Raw genomic sequence first — 18,203 nt, 5'->3', positions numbered from 1 at the left:
CGGAGAACACCATGACCGGTTGGGGCCCATTCCTTGCAGCTTTGATCACTTTTTTACTAACGCACGCTATCCCGGCGCGACCCGCAGTGCGGGGCAGGTTGGTCGAAACGCTGGGTCGCAAGGGGTACTTCGCAGCCTATTCCATCCTGTCCCTGATGGTATTGGCCTGGCTGATCATCGCCGCTGCCCAAGCGCCATATGTCGAGGTTCTTCCCCCCTGGACGATCTTCCGCTGGGCGCCCTTGTTGGTGATGCCTGTCGTGGTCTGGTTGGCTGTTGCGGGCATGTCTATCCAAAACCCGTTTTCGTTTGGTGGGCTGGGACGGCGTCCGTTTGATCCGGAACACTCGGGCATTCTACGCACCACGCGCCATCCGATTCTGGTGGCGCTTATGCTGTGGGCCGGGTCGCATCTTCTGGCCAATGGCAGCCTGTCCCACGTCATCCTGTTTGGCCTGTTCGCAGGCTTCGCCGTGCTGGGCATGTCCCTGATCGACCGCCGTAATCAGCGCCGGATGGGGATCGAATGGACACGTCTGTCCCGCAACACGGCGCGCCTGTCCCTGCGCGCGCCACGTCCTTGGCCCCGTCTATGGGTGTGGCTGGTCTCATTTACCGCCTATGCGGCCCTGCTTTACTTGCACGCACCTGTGATCGGTCTTTCTCCGTTGCCGTAACGCACAGGAGTGGTCGGACCGAGGGATGCGTGCTATCTGGAATGCTACAGTTTCGACACGAGGGTCTCAGAATGTACCTGGCCTATATCACCACCACCGACCGCGGTGCGACCGACCGCCTGCTGAGCGCAGCTGCGGAACAGTTGCTGCGCTCGGGCGCGCAATTGTCGGGTGTGGTGCAGACCAACACCGAATGTGCTGACGACAGCAAATGCGACATGGACGTCCGTGTCCTGCCCAAGGGTGATACCATCCGCATCTCGCAATCCCTAGGCACACAGTCGCGCGGATGCCGGTTGGACCCGGCCGCGTTGGAACGAGCGGTGGGCTATGTGACTGCCTCGCTTGCGGATGCGCCGCAGTTGTTGATCATCAACAAGTTCGGCAAGCACGAGGCGGACGGGCGCGGCTTTCGCCCGGTGATTGCCGAGGCTCTGGCGCTGGATATCCCGGTGCTGGTAGGGGTGAACGGTCTGAACAAGGAAAAGTTCCAAGAGTTCACCGACGGCACGGCAGAACAGGTAGAGCCCGAGATTGAAGCCATCACCGAATGGTTCAATCGCGTCTGCGCGCAGCGCGCGGCCGCCTAAGACAACCTCTATAAAATAGCTGCTGTCGCCCTCTGATCCAGAGCGGGCGACATGTATGGATCAACTGTTTCAGTACCCGCTGGCATGGCACACCGTGTTTCGGCTCTGGTGCTGAAACAGCATTTTCCCCAACAGCTCCGGCATTTGGCGTTTGCGACGAAAGGTTCAGCTCGTTGCTGGCCGTACGAGGATGAAAAATGATACATGAGTGGCCATGCCGGTCGACCTAACGGCTGGATATGTGCGGTAATGATCTGAGAAAAGTGGTGGGCGACCCTGGAATCGAACCAGGCGTGCGTCTCCGCGAGGGAGTTACAGTCCCCTGCCACACCTTGCGGCCTGTCGCCCACTGTCAGGCGTTGCACCTGACGTGGAGGCGTGATTACTAGCGCTCTAAAGGAGCGTCAACAGGAAAATTCCGCTTTGGCGCAGGAAACCGAATTCCAGGCCCGGAGGCCCAAGAAATGAAAAAACCAAAGTGGGTTGTCGAAAAAGAACAGGCCCGCAAAACCGCTGCGGCCGAGACCGTCTGGTTGTTCGGACTGCACGCCGTTAGGGACGCTTTGATGAACCCGAACCGGCAGAAATTGCGGCTGGTTGTGACCCGCAACGCGCAAGACAAGCTTGCAGAAGCTATTGAGTTTTCTGGGATCGAGCCGGAAATGGTCGATCCGCGCAAATTTACCGCCCCCATTGATCCGGGATCCGTCCATCAGGGTGCAGCACTCGAGGTCAAACCGCTGAACTGGGGTGGGCTGGCCGAGAATTGCATCGGTCGCGCCCATCCGCGCGTCCTGTTGCTGGACCGCGTGACCGATCCCCATAACGTCGGTGCGATTCTGCGATCGGCCGAAGTGCTGGGGGCCAGCGCCGTTATAGGAACGCGCCATCATTCAGCACCTGAAACGGGGGCTTTGGCCAAGACCGCCAGCGGTGCGCTGGAACGACAGCCCTATCTGCGGGTGCGCAACCTGGCCGATACCATCGTCGAGTTGCAGAATATGGGTTTCATCGTGCTGGGCCTTGATGGCGAGGCTGATGCAACCATCGAGGCTGCGCTGGCTGACAAGCTGGACCGCCCGGTGGCGCTGGTGCTGGGGGCCGAGGGGCCGGGCTTGCGTCAGAAAACCAAAGAAACGGTTGATCACCTGGTGAAAATCGACGCAGCGGGGGGATTTGGTTCGCTGAACGTCTCAAATGCCGCCGCAATTGCCCTATATGCTTCTAGACACAAATAGACAGGAGGCCCCCATTTCTAGCCCGCAAAAAATTGCCACCTGCTGTTACTGCGGAACACGCGCCGCGCTGGTTCTGAAAGGACAGCAACGTCATGAGCTCAGCTGTTCCAGTTGCGGCGCACCTTTGCATAACCTCAAGATGATGCCCAAGCGTAAGGTCTCGGACGCCGGGTCCGCGAAATATGACGGCGGGTACAAGAAAAAGAAGCAAAAGAAGAAAAAAAGTATGTTCTCGCGGGTGATGGATGAGGCCTGGGACGCGATTGAAGACATCTTCGACTAAGGCGAACAGCAAGCGACACACACGATCACAACCGCGTTAAACAGGGTTTCACCGGCGGGTAAAAATTGCATCTTAGTGTCCTGATGAAACTTTGCCTGATTCCACAATGCTGACCAGACGACTTTTTCTTGGCGGGGTTGCCGCTGCCGTGTTTGCTTCTGCCGCCCAGGCGCAGGACATGCCCGTGTATTTTGACACGGATGGTGCTGCCATGGGCGGGTATGATGCTGTGTCCTATTTCAACGGCGACGGTCCGGTGCGGGGTAAGCCGCAATACTCGGTCATGTGGAAAGGTGTCGAGTGGCATTTTTCTTCGGCCGAGAATCGCGACAGATTTGAAAGCAACCCGCGCGCCTTTGCCCCCCAATTTGGCGGGTACTGTGCCTATGCAATGGCGCAGGGTGAGTTGATCAGCACGGATCCAACGCTGTGGCAGGTTGTGGATGGCCGGTTGTATCTGACCCATTCACCGGAAATCGAGGAAATGTGGAGCAGCGACCGAGCTGGATTTATCCGCAAGGCCGAGGAATACTGGCCCGTTGTGCTGTATCACCAATAGGCAAGTTCCCGCTTTTTGTGATCTGTCATCACAAAAATGCGCACACCCTCTTTTTTTCTCAGAACTCATGCTTAAATGTCACAATGACCGCGGAACGGAACTGCCGCGGGTCATTTCACTGTCCCTCGTTCCAACAACTGGCGCTCAGGCATGACCTGGGCGCTTTTTTCTTTTGCGTACACCGCCTAATGTGCCCGCATGACTGAATATTCCGATCCGTTCCTCAGGGATATCCTGCAACGCACCAAGGTAGTAGCCGTGGTTGGGGTGTCGATGAACCCTGTGCGGCCCAGCTATTACGTGGCGCGCTATCTTTCCCTGAAGGGGTACAGGGTCATTCCGGTCAATCCCGGCCATGCTGGAAAGTTGTTGTTCGGCCAAACGGTGCAGGCATCGTTGTCAGACATCACCGAACCTGTCGATATGGTCGATATCTTCCGCCGGTCCGAGGCCGTGCCCCCGATTGTCGATGACGCTTTGGCAGCCTTTCCGAATTTGTGCACGATCTGGATGCAGATCGGGGTAGAGCACCCGGACGCAGCCGCCAAAGCGCAAGCGCAGGGTGTGGACGTTGTGATGAACCGCTGCCCGAAGATTGAGTATCAGCGTCTGTTTGGCGAGTTGCGCATGGGCGGGTTTGCCACCGGGGTAATCTCTTCCAAGCTGTGATCTCTACCCGCTGACATAAGGCAAAAGCGCACCGTGTTGATCCAGGCGGCGCTTCTCCAATACGGCGTCGCGAGGCACCCATTCATATTTTGTGTCCTCGGTCAGGGGAGACCAGTACAGCACACCGCCATAGCGCCACGGGTCCAGAACAATGCCGTCACGCATAGTTTCACCCTTGCGGCTGATAATCGCCGTGCTGTGGTCTATTCGAAACGGGTTGTCTGCGTTTGCTATGGCACGGTGCATTTCCAGTGTTTCGAACCCTTCCTGATCCAACCGGCGCTCGATATCCTCGGCCCAGTGCCAGCACAGACCGCGTGGGCGCAGGCCCTTGTTGACCTTGGCGTTGTGAACCAGGGGGGGATCGGTGATCTCGTACTCTTGCGCCAGCTGCGCAGAATAGGAATAGGCGATACGCGCGGCACGCTCAGCCTCGACTGGGTCGATATCCGGACCGAGGCTGCGGATTTCGCTGGCCAACCGTTGAACCTCATCTCCGGTGGAAGACGGTGGCGCAGAACAGGCCGCAAGCATCCCCAAGGTCAGCACAAAGGCCAAAATTCTGATCATTCCCGCCGCCTGATATCCGTGATTCACCAGACCCGATCATAAGCTGCAGGGCAGGCGGGCGAAACCCGTTCGCTTAACCCTTTGGACGGGCCGCCTTTTCGGCGATGCCACTCAGGCCCTGACGCCGGGCCAGCTCGGCCAGCACATCGTCCAGAGCTACATCCCGTGCGGTCAGCATGACCAGCAGATGGTACAGCACATCTGCTGCCTCTGCCGTCAGCTTGTCCTGATCGCCTTTGACAGCCTCGATGATGGCCTCAACGGCCTCTTCCCCAAACTTCTCGGCGCACTTCTCGGGGCCCTTAGCCAACAGTTTGGCGGTCCAGCTGGACTCGGGGTCGGTGCCCTTGCGGGACTCAATCGTTGTGGCCAGATCGCGCAGAATGCTCATTCCAACCTCATTGGGATACCGGCGGCGGCCATGTGTTCCTTGGCCTCGCGGATGGTGTACTCGCCGAAGTGAAAGATCGATGCTGCCAGCACCGCGCTGGCACCGCCTTCGGTCACGCCTTCGACCAGATGATCCAGGTTGCCCACCCCGCCCGAGGCAATCACCGGCACGTTCACTGCATCCGAGATGGCGCGGGTCAGGGGAAGGTTGAAGCCTGATTTGGTGCCGTCCCGATCCATCGAGGTCAGCAAGATTTCCCCGGCACCTTTGGCGACAACCGTTTTGGCAAATTCTACTGCGTCGATGCCAGTGGATTTGCGCCCGCCATGGGTAAAGATTTCCCACTTGCCGGGGCTGACGGTCTTGGCATCGATGGCGCAGACGATGCACTGACTGCCGAACTGATCGGCGGCCTCGGCGATGACATCCGGGTTGGCCACAGCGGCCGAGTTGAAGCTGACCTTGTCCGCCCCTGCCAACAGCAGGGCACGGACGTCATCCTTGGTGCGCACTCCCCCGCCCACGGTCAGGGGCACAAAACACTGTTCTGCCGTGCGCCGCACCACATCAAACATGGTGCCGCGGTTTTCATGGGTGGCGTGGATGTCGAGGAAACAGATCTCATCCGCACCAGCCGCGTCATAGGCCTTGGCAGATTCCACCGGGTCGCCCGCATCGCGCAGGCCGACAAAGTTGACGCCTTTGACCACACGGCCATCAGCAACATCAAGACAGGGAATGATGCGGGTTTTCAGCATGAGGCATCCTTTGTTGCCGCATCTCTACCGGCAACGTCAAACCGATGCCAGTCCGGTTACTGGATTTGTTGTTTACCATTTCAGTGCGGATAGCAGATTTGCCCGGTCGTCTGTCCAAGGGGTTTTGTGATCTGCGGTTAAAGGCACCCAGTTTCCTTGGTTCAGAAAACTGTCAATCCGGGAATGGTCTGGGGACATGATTACAACCACGCTAGAGGCTGCCCCCTGCTTTAGCGCCTCATCATCCACCACATGAGCGTGTGCTGCACCATGCAGACCAAGACTGTGGGCTATGCGGGCCAATGGGGTGGCGAGATTGTAGTACCTGTTCGAGATGTGAAAGACCAATACCCCATCAGATGACAACCGATCTGAATACATCTGCACCGCTTCTTTTGTAACAAGGTGCATGGGAATGGCGTCAGAGCTGTAGGCATCAAGGACCAGAATGTCGAATTCGAACTCCTTCTGGGCTAGCACAATTCTCGCATCACCCAAATGGGTCTTGGAGTTTGGGGCGCATTCGGACAAATAGCTGAACAACGCAGGATTGCGCGCGACGCTTTCGACCATGGCGTCAATTTCAAAGAAAGCCCACGTTTGCGACGGCTTTTTGTAACAAGCCAACGCGCCGATGCCCAAACCTACGATGCCGATTTGATCTGCCTGGGCACCGAATTCTGACGTGATGACCTGCGCCATGGGGCCGTCCGGGTGGTAGTAGGACATTGGCGTTGGTCTTCGGCCATAGTCTTCCTCTCGTTGCACGCCATGGGTCGTCGTGCCGTTGTTGTAAATTCGCAGGCCATTTTCGGAATAGACCGAATGGGTGCCGAAGAAACTGCGGTCTTGGAGCATAGCACCGTCCGTGGCGCGGAATGACGGAACCATGACAACTGCAATTACAGCCACAATGCGGAGAGCGTAGTCACGAAACAGCCACAAAACAGTTGCCAGAGTTATGAAGGCAGCCGAGGCCCGCAACAAACCGTGACCCAAGACGTCGAGGTTTCCTATTGTGCCGAAGACCAGAAGAACTGGCACGCTGGCAAGGCAGGCAATCGTGATATGCCGAGGCGAAAAGGTCCATGGCCGCAGCAGGAACAATGCCGCGGCAAGTATCAGGGTGAACTGCGCTTCTATTTCCTGAGAAAAGGCAACGGGTGCGATTATGGAATTGAACAGTCCCCCCAACGCGCCGCCAACAGACAACGCGATGTAGAATACAGTAAGATGTTCCGCCGGCGGACGAAGTTCAAAAAGCAACCGGTGGGCAAACAATGCGATTACAAATAGTACCGGTACGTAGGCTAAAATAACGATTGGTGCCGCTTCCTGCCGCACGGTATCGGACAGCAATACGGCCCCACATGCCAAAGCCAAGAGTGTCGGCACTTGCAACCCAGCCGTGGTCAGCCGTTCCCATTTTGCGAACGCGACGATAAACGACATGATATACACGGCCAGTGGGATGACCCAGATCAAGGGCATCGATCCAAGATCCGTGCTGACTTTGGTCGTGATCGACAACATGAGCGAAGACGGAACAAAGGCCACGCCAATCCAAACTGCGATCTGTTTTGCACTTAGGCCATGTGATGACGTCTGTGCCGCAGTGGACACCAGGGTCTGTCGCGCTCCCTGCATGGCCAGCATTCCGCAAAAGATGAGGAGACCGCCAAAAACGACAAAGCCAACAAACCAGACATAGCTGATCTCACGCGCTCCCAGAAACGGGTCTGCCAGCAAGGGGAATGCCAATAAGGCCAGCAAAGAGCCTACATTGCTTGCGCTATAGAGGAAGTAAGGATCATCCGCCGATGGACCGCCAGAGCGCGTGTACCAAGCCTGCAGCAGTGGAGCATTTGCAGATAGCACGGCAAAGGGCAGGCCAACACCCAAGGCAAATAGCTCGAGTGTCTGAAGCGCAGTAGATTGCGACGCGTCGTAGCTCCAGCTTTCACTGGTGGACAGAGGCAGGAATGTCAGCGCGGTGAGCCAAAACAGGACATGGGTCAGAAGCTGCCAACGCAAGGGCAACCATTTGGTCAACAGGTGTGCATAGAGGTAGCCGAAGATCAGAACGACCTGAAAAAACAGCATTGCGGTCGTCCAGACCGCTGGCGCGCCGCCGATTTTGGGCAGGACAAGCTTGGCGTAAAGCGGTTGGACAAAAAACAAAAGGCTGGCGCTGACGAAGATCGTTAGCGTGAATGTCACGATTGTGGCTGTGCGAATCCAGACCCTGTCCGAATACCCCATACTTGAAATGCTCATACCGAACGCCTTTGCCAGCTTTGCCCGATGTCTCAAGTAATTTGAGATTGCGACCAATTTGGGGCTGTTTCGCGCAAAATAGCTGCCGTTTCGGGGCATTGTTCGCGAAAGTGGCTGCTCATAGACATTTACAGGGCAGACTTGCAAGCGTGGCCCCCAAAGACGAACGGCAAAGCCCCGCCGATGCCAGACTTGTGATTGCTCGAACGCACAAAGCTGTGAAAACTAGGGTGAAATTCACAGAAGGAAGTTCAATATGCGCAAACTGATACTGGCAACTGTTTTGACCTTCGGAGGGGCACTGCCCGCAATGGCTGACGACATCATCAAAATACCCACAGACAAGTCCGTGGCAGAAGCGTTGAACGCGCTTGAGGCTGCAGTTGGCAACGCGGGCGCAACTGTTTTTGCCCGTGTAGATCACGCCGCAGGGGCAGAAAAGATAGGGACTCCAATCCCCGCCAACCAGGTGCTGATCTTCGGCAATCCGAAACTGGGCACGCCCGCCATGCAGATCGACCCGCGCGCGGGTCTGTTCCTGCCGTTGAAAGTGCAAGCCTATGAGGATGCAGACGGTCAGGTCTGGCTGGCCTATGAAGATCCGAAAGAAACGATGGACGAGCTTGATGAGGTCGAAAATTCACCGATCATCGAAAAGATGCGCGGCGCGCTTAGCAAACTGACCGCCGCCGCCGCCGGATAGATCGCCCGGGCTCAGGCGCTTGCGTGGCGTAACCGTGCAAGCGCATTGCGCACGATCAGGATGTGAAACGGCAGGATTGCGGCCAGATACAGCCGTCCGCCCAGATTGTGGCGATGAACCCAGGTGGCTAGAGACACACGGCCGTTCTCAGACAGTACTGAGACCCTGAAATCAAGGTGGCGGTCGTTGAACCCTGCGATCACCTCGGATGCGCTGTCATGTTCAACCGGGAATATCCCGACCTTGTCAGCGGCCTCCGGCCCCGTCCGGCTCAGCCCGAAAGGTGCGACCAGCATTCCGCGCAGCCGTACCAGGGCCATTGCCCAGGACGGAAACGCGGTGATGATGTCTGCGGCGCGGCGCGGGGGCAGGTCCGAGGCAACGCTGAAGCAATCCAGAAAATCACCATCCTGCAGGCGCTTGTGCAGCAAGCTTGAGGCGGGTAGGGCGGATCGTGTCACGCGCGACTTGAACATTGGGTCACTCTCTGAGCGCTGTCAGAGCCTTTTTCAGGTCAATCGCCCCATCATAAAGCGCACGCCCGGAAATCGCACCGTTCAAATCTGCGCCACAATCGCGCAGGGCGATCAGATCTGCGACAGAGGACACGCCGCCAGAGGCAATGACCGGGATGTCCACCGCCCGGGCCAGATCCGCGGTTGCCTCGATGTTCGGCCCCTGCATCGCGCCATCGCGGTTGATGTCGGTATAGATGATCGCGGCCACGCCCGCGTCCTCAAAGCTGCGGGCCAGATCAGTGACCTGCACGTTGGTTTCCTCGGCCCAGCCCTTGGTGGCGACCATCCCGTTGCGGGCATCAATGCCCACGGCAACCTTTCCAGGGAAGGCTTTGGCGGCCTGGCGCACCAGATTTGGGTCCTCGACGGCTACGGTGCCCAGAATTACCCGGGCCAGCCCCTTGTCCAGCCAGGCCTCGATCGTGGCCATGTCGCGAATGCCGCCGCCCAGTTGAGCGGGCACATCACACTGCTTCAGGATCGCCTCGACCGGGGCGGCGTTCACTGGTTCACCGGCAAATGCGCCGTTCAGATCAACCAGATGCAGCCAGTTGCACCCGGCCTCAACAAAGGCGCGGGCCTGTGCCGCCGGGTCGTCGCTGAACACCGTTGCCTTATCCATTTCACCGCGCAGCAGGCGTACGGCCTGGCCGTCTTTGAGGTCGATAGCGGGGTAGAGGATCATTTCGGGCGGCCTTTTGCTGAGTGTCGGCGGGGATATGGCACAGGCAGGGGCCGGGATGCAACGCGACCCTACGTCCTGCTTGCCCAAATTGGACACTCGGGACAAGGTGTCAAAAAACAGGGAGCGAAACTATGACACGACATCTAATTCTTGGTGGAATCGCCGCGGTTCTGATGAGCGCGACAACCGTGGCCGCAGATCCGGTCGACGGTCTGTGGAAGACGGGCACAGGCGACGACGGCGGTTATCTGCACGTTTCCATCGCACCGTGCGGCAGCGCCATCTGTGGCACAATCGATAGCGCCTTCAATAGCGCAGGCGACCAAGAGCTCAACTATGAACATGATGGCAAGCAGATGATCTGGGACATGGTTCCTGATGGCAGCGGTGGCTATAGCGGCGGCCAGATCTGGGATCCCGAAGCGGACAAGAACTATAAGTCGAAAATGCAGCTCAACGGGAACACCCTGGTCGTTAAAGGCTGTGTGGCCGGTGGTCTGATCTGCAAGGGCCAGGACTGGACCCGCATTCAGTAATCGAACGGCGCCCCGTCAGGGGCGCCACTTCAAAAAGTTGCCGATCATGCGCAGACCGACATCCTGACTTTTTTCCGGGTGGAACTGCATGCCGATCATTGTGTCACGGCCGATCACCGCGGTGACCTCTTGCCCATATCCCACATAAGCCAGACGTTGCGCCGGATCTTTGACCCGAAAGTGGTAAGAGTGGACAAAATAGGCGTGATCGCCTGACTTAACCCCGGCAAAAACCGGATGATCGCTTTCAAGAACCAGATCGTTCCAGCCCATATGCGGTACTTTCAGCGCGCGGTCTGATGGCGCGATCCGCAGCACGTCACCTGCAACCCAGTTCAACCCGTCGGTTTCGCTGTATTCATGACCCGTGGTGGCCATCAGCTGCATACCAACGCAGATACCCAGAAACGGTCGGCCTTTTTGTTCGACCGCTTCGACCATCGCGTCATAAATGCCCTTGTGCCCGCGCAGCTCTGCCGCACAGGCCGGAAAAGCACCGTCACCGGGCAGAACCAGCCGGTCGGCGCGGGCCACGATCTCTGCGTCTGAGGTCACAACCACTTCACCGGCATCGACCTCGCGCGCCATGCGCTGAAACGCCTTTTCGGCGGAATGCAGGTTGCCGCTTTCATAGTCGATAATCGCCGTGAGCATTTACAGCGCACCCTTGGTGGACGGGATCGCATCTGCCTTACGCGGGTCGGTCTCAACCGCCTGATGCAATGCGCGGGCCACGGCCTTGAACGCGGCCTCGGCAATGTGGTGGCTGTTGAACCCGTGCAGTTGATCAACATGCAGGGTGATACCGCCATGGGTGCTGAGGGCCTGAAAGAACTCGCGTACCAGCTCGGTATCGAACGTTCCGATCTTGGGTGTCGGCAGATCGATGTTCCAGATCAGGAACGGGCGCGCCGACAAATCCAACGCACAACGCACCTGTGCGTCATCCATGGGCAGGTGACATTCACCATAGCGGCGGATGCCTGTCTTATCGCCCAACGCCTGCGTTAGCGCCTGACCCAGCGCGATGCCGGTATCTTCGACCGTGTGGTGATCGTCGATGTGGGTATCGCCCTCGGCCCGGATGGTCATGTCGATAAGGGAATGCCGCGCCAACTGGTCCAGCATATGGTCAAAAAATCCAACGCCGGTCTGATTGTCATACTGGCCTGTGCCGTCCAGATTGACCTCGACCGTGATCTTGGTCTCGGCGGTCTGACGGCTGATCTTTGCACTGCGCATGGGCGAATTCCTTTTGCTTCAGGCGCGCTTATAGACGGGGAAGGCCTGCCTTATCCAGACCAAGCGTGGCATTCGCTGCAAACTGTTGCAGGGGATTGCGCCCGGACCCGGGCCATGCCAGCCTGCCGTCAACTCAACCAACAAGGCCAGGCCCATGTCCACCTGCGTTTTCATCCAGATCCGCTGCAAACCCGGCACCACCTACAAGGTCGCCGAAGAGATCGCCCTGCGGGAAATTCACTCGGAACTGTATTCGACCAGTGGTGAATATGACCTGCTGCTCAAGCTCTACATCCCGGAATCCGAGGATGTGGGCCATTTCATCAATGAAAATCTGCTGATCATCCCCGGGATCGAGCGATCTCTGACCACCATGACGTTCAAGGCGTTTTAGGACAAATTCAGATCGTCGTGTCTGCGGGAGCGGGCACGGCGCCAGCGCTTGCTAGGACAACATCGTGCCGAGCTTGTCTGTCGGTGGCCCCGGCGGTCAAAAATTGCTGCATCCCAAACAGCAGTGACATCGGCAAAACAAGCGACAGCAGATGGTTGTCCCCTGCGAAAAGGGACCAAACAACTCCGACAGCACAAACCGTCAGCAGACAGGCGGAATGTGCACGCATTTTCGCCGTGCTTTCGGAGCGGTGGGTCAGAAATCCGCGCCGCGTGAAAAGCGTCAGCGCAAGCCCGGTTACAAAAATGCTGGCAAGAACCAGACTGTCTATGTTTTTGAGTAAATACTGCGCTACCGCCGCATTGTTTCCGATGTGAAGAAGCTCAATCAAGGGCGTGATGGCGATCATAAAGATATTGATCCCCAGCAATACGGGGCGCGGTTTCATAACTTTTCGGGCGTAGGCCACGCACACGGTCGCGGCGAGAAAGGTGCCAATCCATCCCGCCAACCGCAGATCATCACTTGCCCGGGACAGAATCAAAAAGCTCAACCCCGGTAGGTTTTCCAACACTCCGGTCAGAAACCGTTTTTGCTGATCTCCTGCCATGATTGGGTAAGTCCTGTGGTTGTGGATCTGCTTGTTTGGTCGACCTGAATGGGCGCGACTGACCGGGGATTGATGCCCTGAAGTCAATGCTTGTGTCAGCCCAATTCAAATGTCGTGACGCCGAAGATGCGGTTCAGGTCGATGTCCGGTTGGTGATCGGAATACATCCGGGCGGTCTCAAAGACTTTCTCCAACCCAAGTTGCGCGGCCAGCGCAAATGCCTCTCTGTTGGGTTGGGGCATATCAACAAAGACCTCCTGTCCGTGATGATCGATGGGAACGGCGGCCAATAGGCTGGCCAGCAGAGTTTGGGCAATTCCGGCGTCATCGGCAAACAGGGGACCCACCTTGTACCCAGCCTGGCAAGGTCGCAGCGTGCCATAGCCCTTGATGCGGCCATCTTCGGTATACTTGCGTGAAATGTGACTGGGTGCGCTCAACCACCCTCGCAAAAAAGCATCCCGCCGGGCAGGAAACAGCCTTCTATCATATGCCTTTAGCGCGTCCGAGGCGTTGTCGACGGGCGTAACCCCATTGCCCAGCACCTGCCCAAGCTTGGGCAAAACCTCTCCGATCTTCGCCCCAACGCGATAGTTGTTGTAGGCAAAGGAGAACCCGGATTTGCGGTAATTGTCCTGCTGTTCGACTACACCGTCCAGCCCCATATTGCGGCCCTTGCAATGGACCAGCGCATGCTGGGCGATCTCTAGCCCATGCCCGGATCCGCGATATTCGGGGCGGACAATGTAGAACCCCAGGAAAGAAAACGCGTCATCATAATTCACAGCAGAGACCGAAGCGATCATTTCACCGTCCAGAAAACCGCCCAGGTATCCGTCAGGATCTGTCGTCCGAAAACACTCGGCGTCGTGCTTTCCAGGGTTCCACCCTTCGCGTCCAGCCCAATCCACGGCGTGCTGTAATTCATCAGCGGTCAATGGGCGAATGGTATAATCTGACATATGTAAAATCCTGAAATCTGTAGCGCCAATAGAATGGCGCAACATTTTACAAGAAACCAGCAATGTTTGGTCAAGTGTGTATCTGGAGCGGGCGAGGCGATTCGAACGCCCGACCCTAACCTTGGCAAGGTTATGCTCTACCCCTGAGCTACGCCCGCATCAGATACTATGTTCGACCTTTCGGTCTCTCAATGGAGCGGGCGAGGCGATTCGAACGCCCGACCCTAACCTTGGCAAGGTTATGCTCTACCCCTGAGCTACGCCCGCGCCGTTGAGTGAGGAGGGATGTATTAATTCCCAAGCTGGGCTGCAAGCGGAAAAACACAAAACAGGGGAAAAATCTTTCGACGGAAACGCGCGCGTCACGCGTTCAAAACCAAGAGTACCAAACAACAACAAGAAACGAGGATTGGACATGGCGCAGCTCGCTGACTTGAAAATGGCATCCCTTGCAGGGTTGATTTTGCTGGCCGCAGCGGTTGGCAAACCGAATGAAGACAGGCTGGGTCAGGTTCAGCCGGTTCTCATGAAAGCACCGGCTATCGAGATTCAGATTCTGGCGTGATAACGTCCGCCGCTTGGCTCAAAACGCCATCACAAGACAGGCGATAGCCGCGATCAGGATAGAGGCAAATGTCAGCAGCATCCCGATCTGACGCAGGATAACGATCTGTGGTTTTTTCCCAAACCCATACGCATGCAGGACCCGCCCAGCCAGAATACCAAGGCCCAACAGATTGATCAGCCAGGCCCCGGCGCCCTGCAATTCGGCCATCGCGATCAGCAGCAATGCAAAAGGCGCGTATTCTGCAAAGTTGGAATGCGTGCGCATGGCCTTGAGCACGTCTGAATTGCCGCCATCGCCATAGGAAACTTTGTCGCTGCGGCGTTGGCTGATGACCTTGACGCTGAGCGCGACATAAAGGAATGCCAATAGAGCGGCATAGATCGGTGTGATCGACAGCATGGGTCTTGCTCCTTCGCTGATACAGAAAAAGGCCGCCCGGTTGCCCGAGCGGCTCCTGTCAGGGCGACAGCCTATGCCGCTTATTCCAGTTCAACCAGCAAGTCCTTTGCGTCAATCTGACCACCAGGCTGGATATGCACTGCTTTGACCGTTGCATCACGCTCGGCGTGAATGCCGGTTTCCATCTTCATCGCTTCGATGGTCAGCAACATATCGCCTTCTTTGACCTCTTGACCGGCTGCTACGGCCACTGTGGCCACAACTCCCGGCATTGGGGCACCAACGTGGTTTGGGTTGCCGACCTCAGCCTTGGGCCTTGCCTGTGTGGTCGAGGTGACCAAACGGTTCGGAACCCGGATCACGCGGGGCTGGCCGTTGAGTTCAAAGAAGACTTTGACTTCGCCTTTTTCATCGGTCTCACCGATTGCCTGACAGCGGATTTCAAGTGTCTTGCCGGGGTCGATCTCAGCGGTGATTTCCTCGCCGGGTTCCATGCCATAAAAGAAGGTCCGGGTGGGAAGGGTACGGACCGGACCATAAGTCCGGTGACGGCCCATATAGTCCAGGAACACCTTGGGATACATCAGGTACCCGTTCAGGTCCTCGTCATCTACATCTTTACCTTCCAACTGTTTCGCCAGATCAACGCGGGTGGCTTCCAGATCGACCGCAGGCACGTCTTTGCCGGGGCGCTGGGTGTTGGGGGCTTCGTCCTTGAGCACTTTGGTGATGATCGTGTCAGGGAACCCGCCCGGAGGCTGACCCAAATTGCCACGCATCATATCGACCACCGAGTCGGGGAAGGCCACATCTGTGTCCGGGTCCTCGACCTGTTCGCGGGTCATGTTCTGGCTGACCATCATCAGGGCCATGTCGCCAACAACCTTCGAAGATGGCGTCACTTTCACGATGTCACCGAACATCTGGTTCACGTCCGCATACATCTGCGCCACTTCATGCCAGCGCTCTTCCAGCCCAAGGCTACGGGCCTGCGCCTTGAGGTTGGTGAACTGGCCGCCAGGCATCTCGTGCAGATACACCTCAGAGGCGGGGGCTTGCAGGCTGGATTCGAAGGCTGCGTATTGTCCGCGTACGGCCTCAAAGTAATCGCTGATCTCGCGGATGGCTTTGATGTCCAGCCCGGTGTCACGCTCGGTGTGGCGCAGGGCTTCGACCACAGTTCCAAGTGTTGCCTGACTGGTGTTGCCGCTGAAGCTGTCCATCGCGCAATCGACCGCGTCCACGCCGGCCTCGGACGCTGCAAGGATAGTGGCGCTGGCGATGCCCGCCGTGTCGTGGGTGTGGAAGTGAATCGGCAACCCGACCTCTTCCTTCAGAGCCCGGATCAGAATGCGGGCCGAGGCTGGTTTCAACAGCCCCGCCATGTCTTTCAGACCCAACACATGCGCGCCTGCATCGCGCAGCTCTTTCGCCATGCCGACATAGTATTTCAAGTCATACTTGGCGCGGTTCGGATCCAGAATGTCCCCGGTATAGCAGACGGTTCCTTCGCAGATCTTGCCGTTCTCAACGACCGCATCCATCGCGACACGCATGTTTTCGACCCAGTTCAACGAGTCGAATACACGGAACACGTCGATGTTCTGCGACGCCTGACGTACGAATTCCTGCACCACATTGTCAGGATAGTTGGTATAGCCCACCCCGTTTGCTCCGCGCAGCAGCATCTGGGTCATCAGGTTCGGCATCGCTTCGCGCAAATCCCGCAGGCGCTGCCACGGGCATTCCTGCAAAAAGCGGTACGCCACGTCGAAAGTCGCCCCCCCCCAACATTCGACGCTGAACAGTTGCGGTAGGTTGGCGGCATAGGTTGGCGCCACTTTGATCATGTCGATCGACCGCATCCGGGTGGCCAGCAAAGACTGATGCCCGTCGCGCATGGTGGTGTCGGTGATCAGCAACTGACGCTGCGCTTTCATCCAATCGGCAACGGCCTGCGGGCCTTTTTGCTCTAGCAGGTTGCGGGTGCCCATCTGCGGCTCGGCTTTGGCAGCAGGGGCCTTGGCCTCTTTGAGATCGGATCGCGGTTCCGGACGGTCTTTGGTTTCAGGATGCCCGTTCACCGAGATGTCAGCGATGTAGGTCAGAACCTTGGTGCCCCGGTCGCGCCGTCGTTTAAAGGTGAACAAGTCCGGCGTCGTGTCGATGAATTTGGTGGTGTATTCGTTCGACAGGAAGGTCGGGTGTTTCAGCAGGTTGATGACAAAGTCGATGTTGGTGCTGACCCCGCGGATACGGAATTCACGCAGGGCGCGGTCCATACGGGCAATCGCTGCCTCGGGCGTGGGGGCCTTGGCGGTGACCTTGGTCAGCAATGAGTCGTAATACCGCGTAATCACACCGCCCGCATAGGCGGTGCCGCCATCCAGCCGGATACCCATGCCCGTGGCCGAGCGATAGGCGGTGATGCGGCCATAATCGGGGATGAAATTGTTCTGCGGATCCTCGGTGGTGATCCGGGTTTGCAGTGCGTGACCAGTCAGATGCACGTCCGACTGGCTGTTGGCGCCGGTGGCCTCGGCCAGTGTCTTGCCTTCGGCAATCAGAATCTGCGCCTGCACGATGTCGATGCCGGTGACTTCTTCGGTGACGGTGTGTTCCACCTGTACGCGGGGGTTCACTTCGATGAAGTAGAACTTGCCCGTTTCCATATCCATCAGGAATTCGACAGTGCCGGCACATTCATAGTTCACATGCGCGCAAATCTTGCGGCCCAGATCGCAAATCTCGGCCCGCTGTTCTTCGCTGAGATACGGGGCAGGCGCGCGTTCGACGACCTTCTGATTGCGGCGCTGGACCGAGCAGTCACGCTCGTAAAGGTGGTAAATCTCACCATGTTTGTCGCCCAAAATCTGCACCTCGACATGGCGGGCGTGAATGATCATCTTTTCCAGATAACCTTCGCCGTTGCCAAATGCGGCTTCAGCCTCGCGGCGGCCTTCCAGAACCTTCTCTTCCAACTCGTCCTCGGACTGGATCGGGCGCATCCCGCGTCCGCCGCCGCCCCAGGACGCCTTGAGCATCAGAGGGTAGCCGACCTTCTTCGCCTCGGCCCGGATCACATCCATGTCGTCGCCCAGAACCTCGGTCGCCGGGATCACAGGCACATCGGCTTGTACCGCGACGCGCCGTGCGCTGGCCTTGTCACCAAGCGCGCGCATGGTTTCTGCTTTGGGTCCGATGAAGGTGATGCCGTTTTGCACACAGGCGTCCACAAAATCAGGGTTTTCCGACAGCAGGCCATAGCCGGGATGGATCGCATCCGCGCCGCATTCTTTGGCCACGCGAATGATCTCTTCAATGCTAAGATACGCGGCCACCGGGCCCATCCCTTCGCCAATGCGATATGCTTCATCCGCTTTGAAACGGTGCAGGCCCAGCTTGTCTTCTTCGGCAAAGACGGCAACGGTTCGTTTTCCCATCTCGTTGGCAGCACGCATGATGCGAATGGCAATCTCGCCGCGATTGGCGATCAGGATCTTGTTGAAGTCTGTCATGTCAGGTCCCGGTCCTAGTTGTTTGGCCGTGTTCATAGGCGGACAATAGGCGCTCG

22 protein-coding genes and 3 tRNA genes are annotated in these 18,203 nt (G+C 57.7%); 10 read left to right on the top strand and 15 right to left on the bottom strand.

Annotated elements, in window-relative coordinates:
- The first annotated feature begins 11 nt into the window (after nucleotides 1–11).
- Together RUM8411_RS03405 and RUM8411_RS03400 are read left to right on the top strand one after the other, a co-directional pair.
- Entirely contained in the window at nucleotides 12–677 is a 666-nt protein-coding gene (locus tag RUM8411_RS03405; RefSeq protein ID WP_085821241.1) for an NnrU family protein, read from the top strand.
- Between the two features lie 71 nt (nucleotides 678–748).
- Nucleotides 749–1,267, top strand: a complete 519-nt coding sequence (locus tag RUM8411_RS03400) for a DUF2478 domain-containing protein (RefSeq protein WP_085821240.1) — start codon at nucleotides 749–751, stop codon at nucleotides 1,265–1,267.
- A 264-nt stretch (nucleotides 1,268–1,531) separates the two neighbouring features.
- Here the strand turns inward: RUM8411_RS03400 and RUM8411_RS22675 are convergent.
- Nucleotides 1,532–1,615 (bottom strand) — tRNA-Tyr (locus RUM8411_RS22675).
- A 116-nt stretch (nucleotides 1,616–1,731) separates the two neighbouring features.
- On the opposite strand from RUM8411_RS22675, the gene rlmB reads away from it, so the two are divergent.
- The 4 genes from rlmB (at nucleotide 1,732) to RUM8411_RS03380 (ending at nucleotide 4,016) form a co-directional block, all read left to right on the top strand.
- Complete coding sequence (rlmB, locus tag RUM8411_RS03395; RefSeq protein ID WP_085821239.1) at nucleotides 1,732–2,505, top strand: 23S rRNA (guanosine(2251)-2'-O)-methyltransferase RlmB; 774 nt, start codon at nucleotides 1,732–1,734, stop codon at nucleotides 2,503–2,505.
- Complete coding sequence (locus tag RUM8411_RS23210) at nucleotides 2,486–2,788, top strand: hypothetical protein (protein WP_085821238.1); 303 nt, start codon at nucleotides 2,486–2,488, stop codon at nucleotides 2,786–2,788. Before rlmB ends, RUM8411_RS23210 begins: the two co-directional genes overlap by 20 nt.
- Nucleotides 2,789–2,894: 106 nt before the next feature.
- Nucleotides 2,895–3,347, top strand: a complete 453-nt coding sequence (locus tag RUM8411_RS03385; RefSeq protein ID WP_085821237.1) for a YHS domain-containing (seleno)protein — start codon at nucleotides 2,895–2,897, stop codon at nucleotides 3,345–3,347.
- A 198-nt stretch (nucleotides 3,348–3,545) separates the two neighbouring features.
- Complete coding sequence (locus RUM8411_RS03380; protein ID WP_085821236.1) at nucleotides 3,546–4,016, top strand: CoA-binding protein; 471 nt, start codon at nucleotides 3,546–3,548, stop codon at nucleotides 4,014–4,016.
- A gap of 3 nt (nucleotides 4,017–4,019) precedes the next feature.
- Here the strand turns inward: RUM8411_RS03380 and RUM8411_RS03375 are convergent, their stop codons facing one another.
- From RUM8411_RS03375 to RUM8411_RS03360, 4 genes are all read right to left on the bottom strand, one after another.
- On the bottom strand, nucleotides 4,020–4,586 hold the full coding sequence (locus RUM8411_RS03375) for a hypothetical protein (protein ID WP_085821235.1): 567 nt from the start codon (nucleotides 4,584–4,586) through the stop codon (nucleotides 4,020–4,022).
- 73 nt (nucleotides 4,587–4,659) lie between these two features.
- Nucleotides 4,660–4,977 (bottom strand): phosphoribosyl-ATP diphosphatase, encoded by a 318-nt coding sequence (locus RUM8411_RS03370; protein WP_085821234.1) that lies wholly within the window; start codon nucleotides 4,975–4,977, stop codon nucleotides 4,660–4,662.
- A complete protein-coding gene (gene hisF, locus RUM8411_RS03365) occupies nucleotides 4,974–5,735 on the bottom strand; it encodes an imidazole glycerol phosphate synthase subunit HisF (protein ID WP_085821233.1) in 762 nt (253 codons plus the stop codon). The genes RUM8411_RS03370 and hisF overlap by 4 nt, the downstream gene beginning before the upstream one ends.
- 72 nt (nucleotides 5,736–5,807) lie before the next feature.
- Nucleotides 5,808–8,012: a spermidine synthase gene (locus tag RUM8411_RS03360; protein ID WP_234995122.1), complete on the bottom strand. Its 2,205-nt coding sequence runs from the start codon at nucleotides 8,010–8,012 to the stop codon at nucleotides 5,808–5,810.
- A 256-nt stretch (nucleotides 8,013–8,268) separates the two neighbouring features.
- Between RUM8411_RS03360 and RUM8411_RS03355 the strand changes: the two genes are divergently transcribed.
- On the top strand, nucleotides 8,269–8,715 hold the full coding sequence (locus RUM8411_RS03355; protein WP_085821232.1) for a DUF302 domain-containing protein: 447 nt from the start codon (nucleotides 8,269–8,271) through the stop codon (nucleotides 8,713–8,715).
- 11 nt (nucleotides 8,716–8,726) lie between these two features.
- On the opposite strand, the gene RUM8411_RS03350 is transcribed toward RUM8411_RS03355, so the two are convergent.
- Together RUM8411_RS03350 and hisA are read right to left on the bottom strand one after the other, a co-directional pair.
- On the bottom strand, nucleotides 8,727–9,191 hold the full coding sequence (locus tag RUM8411_RS03350) for a DUF2867 domain-containing protein (protein WP_085821231.1): 465 nt from the start codon (nucleotides 9,189–9,191) through the stop codon (nucleotides 8,727–8,729).
- 4 nt (nucleotides 9,192–9,195) lie between these two features.
- Nucleotides 9,196–9,918, bottom strand: coding sequence for a 1-(5-phosphoribosyl)-5-[(5-phosphoribosylamino)methylideneamino]imidazole-4-carboxamide isomerase (hisA, locus tag RUM8411_RS03345; RefSeq protein WP_085821230.1), 723 nt, complete (start codon nucleotides 9,916–9,918; stop codon nucleotides 9,196–9,198).
- A 131-nt stretch (nucleotides 9,919–10,049) separates the two neighbouring features.
- On the opposite strand from hisA, the gene RUM8411_RS03340 reads away from it, so the two are divergent.
- Nucleotides 10,050–10,454: a DUF2147 domain-containing protein gene (locus RUM8411_RS03340; RefSeq protein WP_085821229.1), complete on the top strand. Its 405-nt coding sequence runs from the start codon at nucleotides 10,050–10,052 to the stop codon at nucleotides 10,452–10,454.
- Between the two features lie 15 nt (nucleotides 10,455–10,469).
- Here the strand turns inward: RUM8411_RS03340 and hisH are convergent, their stop codons facing one another.
- Together hisH and hisB are read right to left on the bottom strand one after the other, a co-directional pair.
- Nucleotides 10,470–11,108, bottom strand: a complete 639-nt coding sequence (gene hisH, locus RUM8411_RS03335; protein WP_085821228.1) for an imidazole glycerol phosphate synthase subunit HisH — start codon at nucleotides 11,106–11,108, stop codon at nucleotides 10,470–10,472.
- A complete protein-coding gene (gene hisB, locus RUM8411_RS03330) occupies nucleotides 11,109–11,696 on the bottom strand; it encodes an imidazoleglycerol-phosphate dehydratase HisB (protein ID WP_085821227.1) in 588 nt (195 codons plus the stop codon). It lies immediately after the preceding gene.
- Nucleotides 11,697–11,850: 154 nt separating this feature from the next.
- On the opposite strand from hisB, the gene RUM8411_RS03325 reads away from it, so the two are divergent.
- Nucleotides 11,851–12,090, top strand: a complete 240-nt coding sequence (locus tag RUM8411_RS03325; protein WP_085821226.1) for an Lrp/AsnC family transcriptional regulator — start codon at nucleotides 11,851–11,853, stop codon at nucleotides 12,088–12,090.
- A gap of 7 nt (nucleotides 12,091–12,097) precedes the next feature.
- On the opposite strand, the gene RUM8411_RS03320 is transcribed toward RUM8411_RS03325, so the two are convergent.
- The 4 genes from RUM8411_RS03320 to RUM8411_RS03305 form a co-directional block, all read right to left on the bottom strand.
- Entirely contained in the window at nucleotides 12,098–12,643 is a 546-nt protein-coding gene (locus RUM8411_RS03320; protein ID WP_143534815.1) for a hypothetical protein, read from the bottom strand.
- A 152-nt stretch (nucleotides 12,644–12,795) separates the two neighbouring features.
- Nucleotides 12,796–13,662, bottom strand: coding sequence for a GNAT family N-acetyltransferase (locus RUM8411_RS03315; RefSeq protein ID WP_085821224.1), 867 nt, complete (start codon nucleotides 13,660–13,662; stop codon nucleotides 12,796–12,798).
- Nucleotides 13,663–13,745: 83 nt separating this feature from the next.
- Nucleotides 13,746–13,820, bottom strand: a tRNA-Gly gene (locus tag RUM8411_RS03310).
- 34 nt (nucleotides 13,821–13,854) lie between these two features.
- Nucleotides 13,855–13,929, bottom strand: a tRNA-Gly gene (locus RUM8411_RS03305).
- Between the two features lie 148 nt (nucleotides 13,930–14,077).
- On the opposite strand from RUM8411_RS03305, the gene RUM8411_RS22670 reads away from it, so the two are divergent.
- Entirely contained in the window at nucleotides 14,078–14,227 is a 150-nt protein-coding gene (locus RUM8411_RS22670; protein WP_159453848.1) for a hypothetical protein, read from the top strand.
- An 18-nt stretch (nucleotides 14,228–14,245) separates the two neighbouring features.
- Here the strand turns inward: RUM8411_RS22670 and RUM8411_RS03300 are convergent, their stop codons facing one another.
- Nucleotides 14,246–14,629 carry an MAPEG family protein gene (locus RUM8411_RS03300; protein ID WP_085821223.1) on the bottom strand — a complete coding sequence of 128 codons (384 nt, stop codon included), beginning with the start codon at nucleotides 14,627–14,629 and terminating at the stop codon, nucleotides 14,246–14,248.
- 80 nt (nucleotides 14,630–14,709) lie between these two features.
- Nucleotides 14,710–18,147: a pyruvate carboxylase gene (locus RUM8411_RS03295; protein WP_085821222.1), complete on the bottom strand. Its 3,438-nt coding sequence runs from the start codon at nucleotides 18,145–18,147 to the stop codon at nucleotides 14,710–14,712.
- Between the last annotated feature and the right edge of the window lie 56 nt (nucleotides 18,148–18,203).

The sequence above is a fragment of the Ruegeria meonggei genome (genome assembly GCF_900172215.1).
Taxonomy (GTDB): domain Bacteria; phylum Pseudomonadota; class Alphaproteobacteria; order Rhodobacterales; family Rhodobacteraceae; genus Ruegeria; species Ruegeria meonggei.
This window is presented reverse-complemented; position numbering and strand designations above follow the sequence as displayed.

Bases quoted from the DNA above. Each gene is read 5' to 3' on its own strand.
- RUM8411_RS03405 (WP_085821241.1), top strand. From the start codon at position 12: ATGACCGGTTGGGGCCCATTCCTTGCAGCTTTGATCACTTTTTTACTA.
- RUM8411_RS03400 (WP_085821240.1), top strand. From the start codon at position 749: ATGTACCTGGCCTATATCACCACCACCGACCGCGGTGCGACCGACCGC.
- rlmB (WP_085821239.1), top strand. From the start codon at position 1,732: ATGAAAAAACCAAAGTGGGTTGTCGAAAAAGAACAGGCCCGCAAAACC.
- RUM8411_RS23210 (WP_085821238.1), top strand. From the start codon at position 2,486: ATGCTTCTAGACACAAATAGACAGGAGGCCCCCATTTCTAGCCCGCAA.
- RUM8411_RS03385 (WP_085821237.1), top strand. From the start codon at position 2,895: ATGCTGACCAGACGACTTTTTCTTGGCGGGGTTGCCGCTGCCGTGTTT.
- RUM8411_RS03380 (WP_085821236.1), top strand. From the start codon at position 3,546: ATGACTGAATATTCCGATCCGTTCCTCAGGGATATCCTGCAACGCACC.
- RUM8411_RS03375 (WP_085821235.1), bottom strand. From the start codon at position 4,586: ATGATCAGAATTTTGGCCTTTGTGCTGACCTTGGGGATGCTTGCGGCC.
- RUM8411_RS03370 (WP_085821234.1), bottom strand. From the start codon at position 4,977: ATGAGCATTCTGCGCGATCTGGCCACAACGATTGAGTCCCGCAAGGGC.
- hisF (WP_085821233.1), bottom strand. From the start codon at position 5,735: ATGCTGAAAACCCGCATCATTCCCTGTCTTGATGTTGCTGATGGCCGT.
- RUM8411_RS03360 (WP_234995122.1), bottom strand. From the start codon at position 8,012: ATGAGCATTTCAAGTATGGGGTATTCGGACAGGGTCTGGATTCGCACA.
- RUM8411_RS03355 (WP_085821232.1), top strand. From the start codon at position 8,269: ATGCGCAAACTGATACTGGCAACTGTTTTGACCTTCGGAGGGGCACTG.
- RUM8411_RS03350 (WP_085821231.1), bottom strand. From the start codon at position 9,191: ATGTTCAAGTCGCGCGTGACACGATCCGCCCTACCCGCCTCAAGCTTG.
- hisA (WP_085821230.1), bottom strand. From the start codon at position 9,918: ATGATCCTCTACCCCGCTATCGACCTCAAAGACGGCCAGGCCGTACGC.
- RUM8411_RS03340 (WP_085821229.1), top strand. From the start codon at position 10,050: ATGACACGACATCTAATTCTTGGTGGAATCGCCGCGGTTCTGATGAGC.
- hisH (WP_085821228.1), bottom strand. From the start codon at position 11,108: ATGCTCACGGCGATTATCGACTATGAAAGCGGCAACCTGCATTCCGCC.
- hisB (WP_085821227.1), bottom strand. From the start codon at position 11,696: ATGCGCAGTGCAAAGATCAGCCGTCAGACCGCCGAGACCAAGATCACG.
- RUM8411_RS03325 (WP_085821226.1), top strand. From the start codon at position 11,851: ATGTCCACCTGCGTTTTCATCCAGATCCGCTGCAAACCCGGCACCACC.
- RUM8411_RS03315 (WP_085821224.1), bottom strand. From the start codon at position 13,662: ATGTCAGATTATACCATTCGCCCATTGACCGCTGATGAATTACAGCAC.
- RUM8411_RS22670 (WP_159453848.1), top strand. From the start codon at position 14,078: ATGGCGCAGCTCGCTGACTTGAAAATGGCATCCCTTGCAGGGTTGATT.
- RUM8411_RS03300 (WP_085821223.1), bottom strand. From the start codon at position 14,629: ATGCTGTCGATCACACCGATCTATGCCGCTCTATTGGCATTCCTTTAT.
- RUM8411_RS03295 (WP_085821222.1), bottom strand. From the start codon at position 18,147: ATGACAGACTTCAACAAGATCCTGATCGCCAATCGCGGCGAGATTGCC.